The organism is Streptomyces sp. NPDC005485, assembly GCF_040606085.1.
Classification (GTDB): domain Bacteria; phylum Actinomycetota; class Actinomycetes; order Streptomycetales; family Streptomycetaceae; genus Streptomyces.
The window spans coordinates 1-15,170 of sequence record NZ_JBEXDZ010000088.1; the positions used below are offsets into that span (position 1 = coordinate 1).

Annotated in this window: 12 protein-coding genes and 1 tRNA gene; 2 read left to right on the plus strand and 11 right to left on the minus strand. The window is 72.4% G+C overall.

Annotated elements, in window-relative coordinates:
* Positions 1 to 91 precede the first annotated feature (91 nt).
* The 4 genes from ABZS97_RS26465 to ABZS97_RS26480 form a co-directional block, all read right to left on the minus strand.
* Positions 92 to 877 (minus strand): S16 family serine protease, encoded by a 786-nt coding sequence (locus ABZS97_RS26465; protein ID WP_356141218.1) that lies wholly within the window; start codon positions 875 to 877, stop codon positions 92 to 94.
* 509 nt (positions 878 to 1,386) lie between these two features.
* Entirely contained in the window at positions 1,387 to 2,028 is a 642-nt protein-coding gene (locus tag ABZS97_RS26470) for a helix-turn-helix domain-containing protein (protein ID WP_356141221.1), read from the minus strand.
* 433 nt (positions 2,029 to 2,461) lie between these two features.
* On the minus strand, positions 2,462 to 4,258 hold the full coding sequence (locus ABZS97_RS26475) for a DEAD/DEAH box helicase (RefSeq protein ID WP_356141224.1): 1,797 nt from the start codon (positions 4,256 to 4,258) through the stop codon (positions 2,462 to 2,464).
* Positions 4,259 to 4,425: 167 nt separating this feature from the next.
* Positions 4,426 to 5,988, minus strand: a complete 1,563-nt coding sequence (locus ABZS97_RS26480; protein WP_356141227.1) for an MFS transporter — start codon at positions 5,986 to 5,988, stop codon at positions 4,426 to 4,428.
* A 387-nt stretch (positions 5,989 to 6,375) separates the two neighbouring features.
* On the opposite strand from ABZS97_RS26480, the gene ABZS97_RS26485 reads away from it, so the two are divergent.
* Positions 6,376 to 6,447 (plus strand) — tRNA-Cys (locus ABZS97_RS26485).
* Positions 6,448 to 6,514: 67 nt separating this feature from the next.
* On the opposite strand, the gene ABZS97_RS26490 is transcribed toward ABZS97_RS26485, so the two are convergent.
* The gene (locus tag ABZS97_RS26490; protein WP_356141229.1) at positions 6,515 to 6,970 is read right to left on the minus strand and encodes an ABA4-like family protein; all 456 of its coding nucleotides are present in this window, start codon (positions 6,968 to 6,970) and stop codon (positions 6,515 to 6,517) included.
* Positions 6,967 to 7,944, minus strand: coding sequence for a hypothetical protein (locus tag ABZS97_RS26495; protein WP_356141278.1), 978 nt, complete (start codon positions 7,942 to 7,944; stop codon positions 6,967 to 6,969). Before ABZS97_RS26495 ends, ABZS97_RS26490 begins: the two co-directional genes overlap by 4 nt.
* 236 nt (positions 7,945 to 8,180) lie before the next feature.
* On the opposite strand from ABZS97_RS26495, the gene ABZS97_RS26500 reads away from it, so the two are divergent.
* Positions 8,181 to 8,846, plus strand: a complete 666-nt coding sequence (locus ABZS97_RS26500) for a MerR family transcriptional regulator (RefSeq protein ID WP_356141231.1) — start codon at positions 8,181 to 8,183, stop codon at positions 8,844 to 8,846.
* A gap of 110 nt (positions 8,847 to 8,956) precedes the next feature.
* On the opposite strand, the gene ABZS97_RS26505 is transcribed toward ABZS97_RS26500, so the two are convergent.
* The 5 genes from ABZS97_RS26505 to ABZS97_RS26525 form a co-directional block, all read right to left on the minus strand.
* Positions 8,957 to 10,138: an SUKH-4 family immunity protein gene (locus ABZS97_RS26505; RefSeq protein ID WP_356141233.1), complete on the minus strand. Its 1,182-nt coding sequence runs from the start codon at positions 10,136 to 10,138 to the stop codon at positions 8,957 to 8,959.
* A 163-nt stretch (positions 10,139 to 10,301) separates the two neighbouring features.
* A complete protein-coding gene (locus ABZS97_RS26510; RefSeq protein WP_356141235.1) occupies positions 10,302 to 10,436 on the minus strand; it encodes a hypothetical protein in 135 nt (44 codons plus the stop codon).
* Positions 10,433 to 12,739: a molybdopterin cofactor-binding domain-containing protein gene (locus ABZS97_RS26515; RefSeq protein WP_356141237.1), complete on the minus strand. Its 2,307-nt coding sequence runs from the start codon at positions 12,737 to 12,739 to the stop codon at positions 10,433 to 10,435. The genes ABZS97_RS26510 and ABZS97_RS26515 overlap by 4 nt, the downstream gene beginning before the upstream one ends.
* The gene (locus ABZS97_RS26520; RefSeq protein ID WP_356141239.1) at positions 12,736 to 14,229 is read right to left on the minus strand and encodes a 2Fe-2S iron-sulfur cluster-binding protein; all 1,494 of its coding nucleotides are present in this window, start codon (positions 14,227 to 14,229) and stop codon (positions 12,736 to 12,738) included. Before ABZS97_RS26520 ends, ABZS97_RS26515 begins: the two co-directional genes overlap by 4 nt.
* Entirely contained in the window at positions 14,226 to 15,119 is an 894-nt protein-coding gene (locus ABZS97_RS26525; RefSeq protein ID WP_356141241.1) for an FAD binding domain-containing protein, read from the minus strand. The genes ABZS97_RS26520 and ABZS97_RS26525 overlap by 4 nt, the downstream gene beginning before the upstream one ends.
* Between the last annotated feature and the right edge of the window lie 51 nt (positions 15,120 to 15,170).

The window sequence follows — 15,170 nt, forward strand, 5'->3', positions numbered from 1 at the left end:
CCTCGTACTGGACGTACTTGGGTCTTCGGCCGGTGCGGCGAGGGTGCGTGCCGGGCGCCGTGGGTGCTGTGCGGGACTTTCAAAACACCCCCTAGCAGCTCGGTACCGAGCCCTGGTTCTTCTCCAGGGCGACCAGCGCGTCCACCGCGCCCTTGAGCGTGGTCACCGGAACCAGGCGCAGCCCCTTCGGCAGCTCCGACTTCGCGTCCGAGCACTCCGCCTTCGGGACCAGGAAGACCGTCGCCCCGTCGCGCCGGGCGGCCTGGGTCTTCAGTGCCACCCCGCCGACCGCGCCGACCGTCCCGTCGGCGTCGATCGTTCCCGTACCCGCGACGGTGCGGCCCCCCGTGAGGTCGCCGCCGCTGCCGTTGCCGTCCAGCTTGTCGACGATGCCGAGCGAGAAGAGCAGCCCGGCGCTGGGACCGCCGACGTCGGCCAGCTTGAGCGTGACCTTGACGTCCTTCTTGTGGAGGTAGGACAGCGCCGCCTCGGTGGCGGTGTCCTGGGACTCCTTCATCTGCGCGGTGTTGTGCGCCTCGATCTCCTTGACGCTGTCGCCGCTCGGGTAGACGGAGTCGCGCGGCAGCACCGCCCGGTCGGTGCGGAACCAGCCGTCGAGGACGTCACCGAGTGAGACGTGCATGTCGGGGCCCGTCGCCTCGATCGTCGTCATCCGCAGCTGTCCGCGGGTCGCCCTGGTGGCCGCGCCGCTGATCGTGATCACCGGATCGCCCTTGTTCTCGCCGAGGACGTTCGCCGTCATGCCGGGCTGCGCAACGGAGAACGGCAGCGGCGCGAACGCCGCCGTGGCAAGCAGAGCCACGACGGGGAGGGCGCAGACGGCGATGGCCTGGGGGCGCGTGAGGCGAGAGAGCACGGGATCAATCTAACTTGAGCACCCCACCGCCTTGGCCGGAGGGGATTACCGGGTCGGCTTGGGCTTCGGGCGTCCGGCGACGGCGGGTTGCGGCGGCGGCTTGCGTCTGCGGCCGGGCGACTCGCATCCGACCGCGGCGGCGGCTTGCGTCTGCGGCCGGGCGACTCGCATCCGACCGCGGCGGCGGCTTGCGTCTGGGGCCGGGCGACTCGCATCCGACCGCGGCGGCGGCTTGCGCCCCGCCCCGGCGGCCTGCATCCAGGTCCACGCGGCACGTATCCGACGGCGACGCGCCTTGCGCCCAGGCCCCGACGGCCGGCATCCGAATCCACGCGGCTCGAATCCGGATCCCGGCAGCTCCCGCCCGAGTCCCGCCGGCTCGCGTCCCGATTGCAGCTCTCGCCCGCCCCCGTCGGCTCGCGTCCCGACCCCGGCAGCTCCCGCCCGAGTCCCGCCGGCTCGCGTCCCGACCCCGGCAGCTCGCGCCCGAGTCCCGTCGGCGCGCGCGGTCAGCGCAGTGCGTCCGCCACCTCGCGTGCCGCGTCCATGACTCGCGGTCCCACCCGCTCCGGTACGGAGTCGGCCAGCATGACCACGCCGACGCTTCCCTCCACCCCCGTCACGCCGATGAGCGGAGCCGCGGCGCCGCTGGCTCCCGCCTCCAACTCCCCGTGCGTGAGCGTGTATCCGGGCTCGGACACCGGTGTCTGCCGGGCGGCGAGGATGGCGCGCCCGGCGGCCCCCCGGTCCAGCGGGTGGCGGAAACCGGCGCGGTAGGCGACGTGGTAGTCCGTCCACGTCGGCTCGACGACGGCCACGGCCAGCGCCTCCGTCCCGTCGACCAGCGTCAGGTGCGCCGTCGCCCCGATGTCCTCGGCCAGCGCGCGCAGCGCCGGCAGCGCGGCCTCGCGTACGAGCGGGTGGACCTGGCGGCCCAGGCGCAGCACACCGAGCCCGACCCGTGCGCGGCCACCCAGGTCGCGGCGGACGAGAGCGTGCTGCTCCAGAGTGGCGAGCAACCGGTACACGACAGTCCGGTTCACGCCCAGTTTGTTCGAGAGCTCGGTGACGGTCAGCCCGTGATCCGTGTCGGCGAGCAGCTTGAGGACCTTGAGGCCCCGGTCGAGCGTCTGAGAGGTCTCCGCGGTCACGACGCCCACTCCTTAGTGGTGAGGTCGACGGCCCCCTCGCGGCAGATGCGTCACCGAGTCCCGTCGGCGACGCGCTTTCAGAGGCCGCCGGTCGGCATACGACCCGGGTCGTCCCGGGCCCAGTCGCTTCACGGCTGCGCTCCGCGGCGGCGCTGCCACGGGGCGTGTGCGTAGCGGGACAGTAGCGAGCCGGTCCGCTCAGCGGAAGTCTCCGTCCAGAATCCGGGCATCGAACGGTGTGGACTGATTCCGTTTGTCCCGATAAGCAGGGCGCTCGCCACAGGGCGTGCACTACCCCTGCACGGGGCGTACACGTCGGCGAGTGCGCCGGGGCACGCCGGGGCACTGATCCACGTACGAGAAAAAAGGCCGCCCCGGACGGGAGGCAAGGGACGGACGGGACGCGCCACCGCACCCTCCCCGTCCCGCCCCGTCACCGCATCCGGGTGGCCCACTCCTGCACCTTGGCGATCCGCTGCCGCAGCTGCCCGGCCGTGGCCTCGGCGCTCGGCGGCCCACCGCACACGCGGCGCAGCTCGGTGTGGATCACGCCGTGCGGCTTGCCGCTCTGATGCACGTACGCGCCGACCATGGTGTTGAGCTGTTTGCGGAGTTCCAGCATCTCCTTGTGGGAGACCACGGGCCGCCGCTCGGCGGGCAGTTCGAGGAGGTCGGCCTCGTCGTCCGGCTTCTTGCGGCTGTGCGCGATCTGCCGGGCCTGCCGCTTCTGCAGCAGCATCTGTACCTGGTCGGGTTCGAGGAGCCCGGGGATGCCGAGGTAGTCCTGCTCCTCCTCGCTGCCCGGGTGGGCCTGCATGCCGAACTCGGCGCCGTCGTAGAGGACGCGGTCGAAGACGGCCTCGGACTCCAGCGCCTCGAAGGAGAACTGCTCCTGCTCGCCGGTGTCCTCGTCCTGCTGCTTCTCGGCCTCCGCGAGGAGCTTGTCCTCCTCGGCGTACGGGTCCTCCTCGCCCTCCTTCTTGGGCTTGTCGAGCACATGGTCGCGCTCGACCTCCATCTCGTTGGCGAAACCGAGGAGGTCGGGGACGGTGGGGAGGAAAACCGAGGCGGTCTCGCCGCGCCGCCGGGACCGTACGAAACGGCCGACGGCCTGCGCGAAGAAGAGAGGGGTGGAGATGGTGGTGGCGTAGACGCCGACGGCGAGCCGCGGAACGTCGACGCCTTCCGACACCATCCGCACCGCGACCATCCAGCGGTCGTCGCTGTGGCTGAACTCGTCGATCCGGTTGGAGGCGCCGGTGTCGTCCGAGAGGACGAGGGTGGCCTTCGTACCGGTGATCTCGCGGATCAGCTTGGCGTAGGCGCGCGCCGAGTCCTGGTCGGAGGCGATGACGAGGGCGCCGGCGTCCGGGATGCCCTTGCGCACCTCGGTCAGCCGGCGGTCGGCGGCGCGCAGCACGCTGGGCATCCACTCGCCGCGCGGGTCGAGGGCGGTGCGCCAGGCCTGGCTGATGGCGTCCTTGGTCATGGGCTCGCCGAGCCGCGCGGCGATCTCGTCGCCCGCCTTCGTACGCCACCGCATGTTGCCGCTGTAGGAGAGGAAGATGACGGGCCGCACGACCCCGTCGCCGAGGGCGGACCCGTATCCATAGGTGTAGTCGGCCGAGGACCGCCGGATCCCGTCGTTCCCCTCCTCGTACGTGACGAAGGGGATGGGGTTGGTGTCGGACCGGAAGGGCGTACCGGTCAGCGCGAGACGGCGGGTGGCGGGCTCGAACGCTTCGAGGCAGGCCTCGCCCCAGGACTTGCTGTCACCGGCGTGGTGGATCTCGTCGAGGATGACGAGGGTCTTCCTCTGCTCCACCCGGTTCCGGTGCAGCATGGGCCGCACGCCGACACCCGCGTACGTCACGGCGACGCCCTGGTACTCCTTGCTGAGCGGGCCCGCGCTGTACTCCGGGTCCAGCTTGATCCCTATGCGCGCGGCCGCTTCCGCCCACTGCTTCTTCAGATGCTCGGTCGGCGCGACCACCGTCACCTGCTGCACGACATGGTGGTGCAGCAGCCAGGACGCGAGCGTCAGCGCGAACGTCGTCTTACCGGCGCCGGGCGTGGCGACGGCCAGGAAGTCGCGCGGCTGCTCCTGGAGGTACCTCTCCATCGCCCCTTGCTGCCAGGCACGCAGCTTGCCGGCGGTGCCCCAGGGGGCGCGCCCGGGGAAGGCCGGGGAGAGGTGATGCGAGTGGGTGTTGGTGGCGGTGGTAGTCACGGTCTCCGTGGGGTGGTTGAGCGGCTCGGCTACGTATGACAACCGGGCCACCCTACCGGCGCCCTGGTGTTGTCAACGCGCGGACTACGCCGGGTCAGCCATCCATGGGACCTAGCTCACATCGCCGTACGGAGGCCTCGTGGCGCCCGGCGGCCGGTTCCCCGCCGTCAGGATTCGACCCGCTCCGGTGTCGGCGCCGCCACCGTGGCCTGCCGTTCTATCTCGTGTTCCCGCACCAGCCACAGAGCCAGCGCCGCGGTGACGAAGCAGACCAGGGCGCCGAGCAGCAGGACGAGGTTGAGGCCGCTGAGGAAGCCCTCCCGCGCGGCGGAGGCGACGGCGGCGCGGGAGGCCGGGGGCAGCGGGGCGAGGGCCTGGTCGAGGTCGCCGGAGGAGACGGCCTCGACGAAGCGATGCGGCTGTCCGCCGTTCGCGGCCGGGGTGCCCGCGGTCAGTTCGCCGACCTTGTCGGCGCCGCGGCCGATGAGGATCGCGCCCCAGACGGCGGTGCCGACGGCGATGCCGACCTGGCGGAACGTGTCGTTGATGCCGGCCGCCATCCCGCTGCGCTCGGTGGGCACCACGCTCACGGCCACGTCCGCGATCACCGGGTTGATGAGCCCGATTCCGGCGCCTCCGATGAGGAACCCGGCGAGCAGAGTCGTCCAGCGGGAGTCCGTCTGGATCCCGCCCCACAGCAGCAGCCCGACGCCCACGGCAGCGAGCCCGACGGACAGCATCAGCCGCGCCTGCACCCGGGACAGCAGGGCGCCGGCCACCGGCGCCACGAGGAAGCTGGCCACGGTGATCGGCAGGTAGCGCACGCCCGTCGCGTACGGCGACAGGCCGAGGAAGTTCTGCATGTACAGGGTGACGTAGAGGAACATCGCGAACATCGCCGCGGAGACCCCGAACGCGGCGAGCTGCACCCCGACGAAGGCCCGCCGCCGGAACAGGCCGAGCGGAAGCATCGGTTCGCGTACCCGCGTCTCGATCACGAGGAACGCGGCCAGCAGCAGGGCGGCGCCCGCGAACAGCGAGACGATCAGCGCGCTGCCCCACCCTTCGTCGTTGCCGCGCACCAGCGCCCACACCAGCAGGAACAGGGCGACGCTGAACGTGGCGACGCCGGGCCAGTCCACCCGGGTGGCGTTCGGATCGCGGCTCTCGCGCAGTTTCGCGTACGTGACCACGAGCGCGGCCGCCCCGATCGGCACGTTGAGGTAGAAGATCGACTGCCAGCCGAGCCCGTCGGTGAGGGCGCCGCCGATGAGCGGGCCGATCGCCACCGCGAGCCCGATCGTCGCCCCGTACAGTCCCATCGCCATGCCGCGCTCGCGCCCGGCCGGGAACTCCTGGGCGACCAGCGCCAGCGACACCGCGAACATGGCCGCGCCGCCCACGCCCTGCACCGCACGCGCCAGGTTGAGGAAGAGCGGATCGGGCGCCAGCGCGCACATCAGGGAGGCGAGGGCGAAGACCACGAGTCCGCACGCGAAGACCCGGCGCCGGCCCAGTCGGTCGGCGAGCGAGCCGGTGGTCAGCACGAAGGCGGCGAGGGTGAGCGCATACGCGTCGATCACCCACTGCAGATCGGAGAAGCTCGCCCCCAGGTCCTCGCGGATCGAGGGCAGCGCCACGTTCACCACGGTGATGTCGAGCAGCAACATGAACGCCGCCACGCAGACGGCGCCAAGGGTCCACCACTTGCGTGCCGCCACCTGACTCATGCCTCGTACGCCTCGCAACACGGCGCTCACGCACCCCACCGTCCCGGGGACCTGCCGGCCCCTTTTCGACGGCGACGCGGCACGCCGCGACATCTCCAGGATGCGCGGGGTGGGGGGTGGGGTGCCACTTGGGGGCCGCGGTGGCCCGGGGCCTACTCCGTGGGGAGGTGGTCCGTGCGCCCGGGGGCCCTCGGCCCCGGACCGTCGCTGGGCATCCGTACGGCACCCACCTCCCTGCGAGCCCTGCTCGACGTCACGCGGGCGGTTCGTGAACGGCGTATGGCAGTCCCGTTGCAGCACCCCCGGAACCCTTGAGCCCCCTCCCCCACCCGCCTTACCGTCGACACATCGAGAGCGGAACGTGTGAGCCGTGCCGGTCTCGACAACGGCCGTGTGCCCGAGTGGTTCAGGGGCTCGCCTGCAAAGCGAGTTACGTGGGTTCGAATCCCGCCACGGCCTCTGTCTTTCCGACCTGGCAGAACGAAAGGGCGGCACCCCGAAAAGGGTGTCGCCCTTTCGCTTGGGCTCAGCCGGACGCCGCCGCGAACTCATCGCGGGGCACCCGCCGTGTCCTCGTCGCGCGCACGCACAGGAACAACAGCAGGCCGAAGGGTGAGAGCAGGATCGTGAAGGTCAGTAGGGGGCCCGTCAGGAGGGGGGAGAGCCTGAGGCGTCGGGACTCCCGGTATATCCACTGGCCGATGAGGAGGTCCCAGGCGATGACCTGGGCCCAGACGGCTCCCGCGCCGTCCGCGAGGGCTGTCAGGTCGCGGAAGGTGTCGATGTCCGGGTGGCTGACCGCGGTCCAGAGTTCGGGGAACACCGGGATCGCGAGCGGGAGATAGGCGAGCAGCAGGATGGGGACCACGGTCAGTGGGGAGCCGGCTATGCGAGCGGTTGGGCCCCACCCGGGGGCGAAGATCATGAGCAGCCAGACGGGCGCGGCCGGCCAGAAGGAGAACTCGAAGAGGAAACCGGTCATGACGTGAGCTCCTTCGAAGCGTCAGCACGTTCGGCGTGTTCGGCGTGTTCGGCGTGCACGGCGTGCTCGGCGTGCACGGCGTGCTCGGCGTCAATTGCCTTGGCCGGCGCGGGAGTCGGAGTCGGTACCCGCAGCGACACGTACGCTCCGAGAACGGCGATCGCCAGGATCGTGGCCCCCGCCCCCACCGTCACCCCGTCCGGGTGGATCAGCGGCTGGCCACGCAGCGCCTGCCACAGGACCAGCGCGAAGGCTGCGGCGTACACGCCCGAGGCGAGCAGCACCAGGCGCGAACGCACCCGGGCGTCGGCGAGGCGGGCGAAGCGCGGTGCGAGGGCGGTCAGCACCAGGAGCAGCAGCGGCAGGAGTTGCAGGGCGTGCATGCCGACGAAGTGCGGGACCCGCAGATCACCACCGGTCGTCGACCAGCCGGTCAGCGGCATGGAGGGACCGCCGTCCGGTACGCCCACGCTGTGCGCGCCGACCACCTTGGAGACGCCGCGCCGCTGCCCCGGCGCGGGCTGCGTCATCAGGAATCCGACAGCGGCTCCGGCCAGCGCCAGGACGATGCCGGAGCGCATCGCCCAGGCGGACGCGCGGTCGGCGATCCTGGCGCGGAGCAGCAGCACAGCGACGACGAGCGTGCCGAGCCACAGGATGACGACCGTGACGGCCATCGTGTTGAACAGCGCCGTGTCGAAGGGTGTTTCGTAGTTGAAGTGGCTGCGCTTTCCGCGTGCCGCCTGGCCGATGATGATCACCATCTCCCCGAGGCTCGCCAGCGCGACGACCGTCCCCGCCCACCAGCCCACGCGCCGACCACGGGGCAGCAGCGACAGCATCCAGGCAAGTGAGAGGCCGTACGCCACGAAGGAGACCGAGAACTTGAACGGCTTGAACCAGATCGGCGCGCCCACCAGAACGCGGTCGTCGACGGCGAGTCCCACCGCGGACACGACCGCCGTCACCACCATCGCCGCCGAGAACAGCACCAGCGGTCGATGCCATGACCGCCATGGAGACCGCCAGGGAACCGAAGGCCACCACGACGGCGCGGGCGACGAGGACTGAAGCAGCGAAGACATGACTCCCCCTTCAAAGCGGATAGCAGCACTATCCGCTATCCGATAGCCACACTATCTATGATGGGAGGGGAAGGCCGCAAGGGCCGGCACGACGACCAGGGCCAGAACCAAGGAGTGAACCGGCAGTGCGCATCGGAGAGTTGAGTCGAAGAACCGGAGTGCCGGTGCCGACGATCAAGTACTACGTCCGTGAAGGGCTGCTGCCCGCCGGCGAGCTGACCAGCCCGAACCAGGCGACCTACGGCGACGCGCACGAGCGTCGGCTGCAGCTCATCCGCGCCCTGCTCGACGTGGGCGGCATGAAGGTGGCCGAGATCGCGGAGGTGCTGACGGCCATCGACGATCCGACGCGTCCGCTGCACAAAGTGCTCGGCGCCGCCACGGACCGCCTCGGCAACGAGAGCATCGAGCACGACGACACCGAGTCGGCGGCCGCGCAGGCCGCCGTCGCCGACCTGGTCTCCCGGCGCGGCTGGCGGACGCACGAGTCGAACCCGGCCGCGGCCGACCTGTCCAAGGCCCTTGCCGCCATGGCCCGGCTGGGGCACGGGGAGTTCGTCGAGGTGCTCGACGTCTACGCCGACGCCGCGGAGCGGGTCGCCCGCGCCGACCTCGCATACGTGGACCGGCGGGCAGCGGCCGAGGGCGGGGTGGAAGGCGTGGTGGAGAGCGCGGTGATCGGAACCGTACTGGGCGAGGCGGTGTTCAGCGCGCTGCGCAGGCTGGCCCATGTGGACGCCTCGGCGGAGCTGTACGGCACGGACGGGCCGCCGGGACGGGGCACGAGCTGAGCCGACCGCGGTCGCGGCGTGGCGGATGGCACGGCCGATCCGCGATGCCGCACGCCCGTGCCGTGAGCCCGTTCCACGAGCCCTTCCCGGGTGCGGCTACCCCCGCGCAGCTACGCGTACAGCACCCCGCCCGCCTGGTCCTCGAATATCTCCGGCCAGTACCGCCAGCCGCCGTCATCGTCCGACAACGGGGTCGGGGCGCAGGCGACGGGGTCGATCTGGGCGAGGGTCTGGATCACGGTGGCCGCCAACTGCCCGTAGGCACTGCTGAGGTGGTGCTCGGCGTCGAGGGACTTCTCGCGGCGCAGCAGCCAGAGGGTGAAGGCAAGAGTGGAGATGTCGGTGTTCAGGGGGCGGAGAGTGGTGTCGGTCTCGCTCCAGGCGAGGACCGCGCCCGTGGTGCCGTCGACGACGAGACCGGCGTCCTCGATCAGGTGGCCGAGGCGGATCAACCCGGCGGCCCCGACCGGGAGTTGGTCCTCGGTGAAGTCGCCGGAGCGGACGTCGAGGCAGTACTCGGTCAGGGTCGGCAGCGGAACTTCGGTCTCCAGCTGGAACAGGAAGCCGTCCTCGGGGAGGCCCACTTCGCGCAGGAAGCGGCGCGTCGGCTCGTGTGTGAGCGCCGGTGGGAAGTCCACGTCCTCGAAGCGCATGATCCCGCCCGCGCCGAACTCCTCGTCCAGCAGACGCTTGGGCAGGTCGAGGACGAGCCCGTCGCCGGGGCCCGCGATCCGGGCGAGGGGACGGATCAGCGCGGCCATCCTCCAGTACGCCGGAACGCGGCTGTCGCCCACGTGCTCCTCGAAGACCGCGGCCAGCGCCCTGGACGCCTCGCCGACCGCCTTCGGACCGAACCGGCCCTCGTAGGAGGCGAACTGGCCGCGGCTGTCCGCCAGTTCCTCCGTGGCCGCCGTGAACCGCAGCAGCGCCCCCAGGGAAGGAGCCAGCGGCAGGAAGTCGACAGGGCTGAGATTGCGGTGGACGTACATGGAGGTGATCTCGCCCGTCGCGCCGTCCAGCACGATCGGCTCCAGGTCACGGTCGAGGGAACGCAGCGCCCCTATGACCAGCTGGTCGCACAGCTCCTCGGCGATCCTGTCCGCCTCGCCGACGAGGTCCGCCACCCTCCGCAGCCCGTGCTCCCGCAATGTGTCGAACCGCAGCAGCGTGCCGTCGGACAGCAGTCCGGGCTCCGCCATCCACCGCCGTGTCGCCGCGTGCGTGACGTACGGATCCAGCTCGGCCTCGGTCAGTGCTACCGCGCCGCCGACATCGGTGTCAGTCGTGCTCATGGCTCCCCCGCGCATGTGAACGCATCCGTGCTTCCCCCGTGCGGAACACCCGTCACCCCGCGGCAGTTCCCCACTGTTCGAGAACCCTACGCCGCGCCACTGACAACGCCGGAAACACCAGGAAACACACGGCGGTCAGTCGGTTCGGACCGCCTCGGAGACCTCAGCTGAAGTACACGCCACCCACGACGACCACCACGGCCGCCAGCACGAACACCAGCAGCCCCAGCATCAACTTGCCGACGCTGGGCCCGGGTTCGTAGCGCGGCGGCTCGGAGGGCGTCTCAGGGGTGCTCACGACGTCGTCACCACGGCCGCCTGGGGGCGGATCGGGAGGCGGTTGACCGGGCGGCCCGTCGCCGCGCGGACGGCGGACGCGACGGCTGCCGGGGATGTGACGACCGGTACCGCACTGGCCGCCTTCGCACCGAAGGGGGCGACGACGTCCCGCTCCTCGACCAGTTTGACGATGTGGATGTCGGGGGCGTCGAGAGAGGTCGGGAGGGCGTAGCCGGTGAGGTCGGGGTGGCGGACCAGGCCGCGGGCCGTGCGGAGGTTCTCCGTGAGGGCCGCGCCGACTCCCTGGGTGACGCCCGCCTCGATGCGGGCCGTCAGCTGCGCGGGGTTGAGGATCCGGCCGACGTCCTGGGCGAGCGCGAGTTCAACGACCCGTACCGAACCCAGCTCGATGTCGACGTCGACCACCGCGCGGATCGCGCAGAAGGCCAGGCCCACGAAGGCGTCGCCCTGTCCGGCGGCGTCGAGGGGCTCCGTCGGGTGCGGGCGGCACTGCGCGGTGGCCCACAGCTCCTTGCCGTCCATCGCCTCGGTGACGGTCGTGGAGAGCACACCGTCGTACGAGGTGATCTTGCCGTCGGTGATCTGGAGCAGCTCGGTCGACATCCCGAACTTGTGTGCCAGCGGCTGGAGCAGTTGGGTGCGGACCATCTTCGCCGCACGCTCCACCGCTCCGCCCGACACCCAGGTGTGACGGCCCCGGCAGCTCGGGCCCGCCGGCGGCTGGTCGGTGTCGACCGGCGCCACGTGCACCTCGTCGATGCCCAGCGTCTCCTGGACGATCTGCCGGGCCAGCGTCGTGAAACCCTGCCCCGTCTCGACCGCCGCGCACAGGACGGTCGCCACACCGTCGTGGACCTTCACGGTGGCCGTGGAGACCTCGTCCGTACCCTCGGCGCCGAGCATGTGCACCATGCCGAGGCCGTAGCCCACGCCACGGCGTACGGCGCCGGGTTCGCCCGCGCCCTCGGGGCCGCCGGGCAGCAGCCACTCGTCCTCGGGGGTGTCCTTGGGCAGCGCGGGAAGCGGGTAGTCCCGTACGGCCTGCAGCAGTTCGGCGACCGGGGCCGGGCACGTCACCGTCTGACCGGTCGGCAGGACGTCCCCGGTGGCCAACACGTTGCGCAGCCGGAGCTCCGCCGGGTCCATGCCCAGCTTCTTGGCGAGCTTGTCCATCTGCGCCTCGTAGGCGGCGCACACCTGCATGGCGCCCTCGCCGCGCACATGGCCGGAGGGCGGGTTGTTGGTGCGTACGGCCCAGCCCTCGATGAGCGCGTTGGGGACGACGTACGGGCCGCAGGCGAAGGACACCGCGGCGGCCAGCGACTCCGACGACGTGTCCGCGTAGGCGCCCGCGTCGAGCAGGATCTGCGCCTCCACCTTCACCAGCTTGCCCTCGGCGTCCGCGTGGTGGCGGTAGCGCAGCAGGGTGGGGTGGCGGTGGGCGTGGCCGAGGAAGGACTCCTCGCGGGTCGCGGTGAGTTTCACCGGGCAGCCGGTCCGCAGCGCGAGCAGACCGAGCGGGAGCTGGAAGCCCTGGTCCTCGCGGTCGGCGGTGGCGCCGGGCACTCCGGTGACGACGACCTTCACGCGTTCCGGTTCGAGGCCGTAGCAGGCGGCGGCCGTGTCGCGGTCGGTGTGCGGGTCGGTGGAGGCGACGTACAGCTCGACGCCGCCGTCGGGTCGCGGCACGGCGAGGCCGGCCTCCGCGCCGATCGGGGCGGGGTCCTGGCGGCCGATGCGGTAGAGGCCCTCGACGACGATCTCGCCGGCCGCGTCCGGGTCGCCGTGGCGCAGCGGGATGTGCCGGATCAGGTTGCCGTCGGGGTGCAGCGGCGCCGCCTCGAAGGCCTGCTCGGGGTCGGTCACCGGGTCGAGTACTTCGTACTCGACGATGACGGCGGCGGCGGCCATGCGCGCGGTGTCGGGGTGGTCGGCGGCGACGGCGGCGATGGGCTCACCGTGGTGGCGTACGACCTCGGAGGCGAACACCGGGCGGTCGGGCCTGCCCCGGCCGTGCAGGGCGGCGCCGGGCACGTCCTCGTGGGTGACGACCGCGCGGACGCCGGGCATCTCGCGCGCGTGGCTGGTGTCGATCGACACGATGCGCGCGTGCGGGTGCGGCGAGCGCAGCACGGCCGCCCACAGCAGGCCCTCGGCCCACAGGTCGGCGGCGTACGGGAAGGTGCCCTCCGTCTTGGCACGCGCGTCCACGGACGTCAGCGAGGTGCCGAGGCCGTGCGGCAGTGCCTCGGGCCCCGTGTCGGGTGCCTCGGGTGTCGCGGTCGCGGCTTCGTTGCTCACGCCTGGCCTCCGTCCTGGCCGTACGGCTGCTCCTGGGGGGCGTATCCGTCGTACGCGTCGTGCGCCGCCGCGGGGTTGACCCCGCCGGCGCCCGGGCCCGCCTGGTGCGGGATGCGCGCCTCGTCGGCGTCCTGTGCGGACTGCTCGTGGTCGGCGGCGGTGTGCGCCTCGCGCTCGGCGACGACCTCGCGCACCGCGTCGAGGACCCCGCGGTAGCCGGAGCAGCGGCACAGGTTGCCGCAGAGTGCCTGGCGGGCCTCCAGCTCGGTGGGCGCGGGGTTGCCCTCCAGGAGGTCGTGCACGGTCATCGCCATGCCCGGTACGCAGAAACCGCACTGCACGGCGCCGCACTTGGCGAGCGCCCGCTGCACGTCCGAGGGCTGCCCGTCGGCGGCCAGGCCCTCGACGGTGCGGACCTCGCTGCTCGCGGCGGTGACGGCGGGGACGAGGCAGGAGGCCACGAGCCGTCCGTCGACCTGCACGTTGCAGGCTCCGCACTCGCCCTGGGAGCAGCCGTCCTTGGCGCCCGCGAGGCCGAGCCGTTCACGCAGTACGTAGAGCAGCGATTCGCCGATCCAGGCGTCGGTGACGGGCCGGTCGGCGCCGTTCACGCGCAGGACGTACGAGGCGAGGGGGTGCTCGTCGTGCGGGGGTGCGGCGAGTGCCGCGTCGTCGTCGGAGTCGGCGACTTCGGAACCCTCGACGGCCTCCACGGCTTCGGCGGCTCGGCCGGCTTCGGAGTCCTGCGCGGCCGGGTCGCCGTCCGCCTCGGGCGCCTCCGCGGCCACCGGCTCGGCAACGGCCTCAGGAGCCTCGTGCGGGGCGCCTGCGCCCTCCTGGAGCGCTTCGGCGTGCAGGGCCGCCTGAGCGCCCGTCGACGGCTCCGTGTGGGCCTCTGCGGGGACTTCCTCGGGGGCGCGGGACCAGGCCTCGCCAACGGCCTCCGTCGCCCAGGGCGCGGCCGCGCCGCCGGGGAGCGTGGGAGGCGGTGTGCCGCCCCACTGCTCGACCAGAGCGGACGTGGTGAACTCGCCCGATTCGTCCGGAAGATCGCCGTTGGCGACCGGGATGGACCACTGCCCGGTGACGTCGTGCCCGGACGCCGCGGAGCCTTCCCGCACGGCGTCACGGAAGTCCCACTGCCCGGTGGCGCCCGGCTGGTACGCGAACCGGTCGCCGCCGGTCTCCTGCGGGGCCTGCGCGTTCGGGTCGGGCCACTGGACGGCGTCCGGGGGTACGGCCCAGGTGCCGGTGGCTCCCGGGTCGGTCGCCGCGGCGGGCGGGGACGTCGAGGTGATGTGCGGGGGGACATAGCCGTGGCCGGGCGCCGCAAGCGGGCTGTCCCGGTCCGCAAGGAGGGCGTCGATGCCGCCCTCGGGGAGTTTGACGAAGGCGGTGGCGCCGTCGTCGTAGTCACCCTGCGGCAGCGGCTCCCAGGCTCCGTGGGTGCCGCCCCGGGGGGTGGCCTCTCCGTGCTGGTCGTCGGTCACGACAGTGCCCTCCCCAGTGCTCGTCGGGCCAGTGCGGCGACGGTGCGCCGCAGGTGCAGTACGGCGGGCGGAAGCTGCGGCACGGAGCCGTCCGCCTCCGGTACGGGGTCGGGGATGCAGGCCGCGGCGACGTACTCCCCGAAGGCGGTGAGCGCCTCCGGGACGATCGCCCGGTTGTTGTCCCAGTCGATCAACCGGGCTACCCACGCCTCCGCGTCCAGGGGCCGCAGCGGCATCGGCGCTATGGCACCGACGGCGCACCGCACACCGCGCCGGGCGGGGTCGAGGACGAGCGCCACGGACGCGATCGCGCGGCCGGGGCCGGTGCGTCCCGTCGCCTTCAGGAAGACCTGGGGCGCGTGCAGCAGCGGCACGCGCACGAAGCCGATGAGTTCGCCGCCGCGGAGCATCTCCACGCCGGCGAGCAGATGCGAGACGGGGATCTCGCGGCGGGCGCCGCCCGGACCCGCGATGATCAGCGTGGCTTCCAGTGCGGCCAGCACGGGCAGCGCGTCCCCCGTGGGGGCGGCCGAGGCGATGTTGCCGCCCAGGGTGCCCGCGTTGCGGATCTGCGGCGGACCGGCGGCGCGCGCGGCGGCGGCCAGCGCCGGGATGAGGGCCGCGAAGTCGGGACGGCCCATACGGGCGTGGGTGAGACCCGCGCCGAGCAGCGCGTGTCCGTCCTGGTACTGCCAGCCGCGGATCTCGCTGATCCGGCCGAGGCCGACGAGGGCCGCGGGCCGGAGTTGACCCGCGTTGACCGCGGCCATGAGGTCGGTCCCGCCCGCGACGGGAACGGCGGCGGGCATGGCGGCCAGGGCCGCGACCGCCTCGTCCAGAGAGCCGGGCAGGGTCACGGCCTGCGCCGCCTGCGGTGCGTGCGTGGTCAAACCGGCTGCCCCTTCCCGCTGCCCCACCTGGTCCCACCTGTGTTGCGCGTA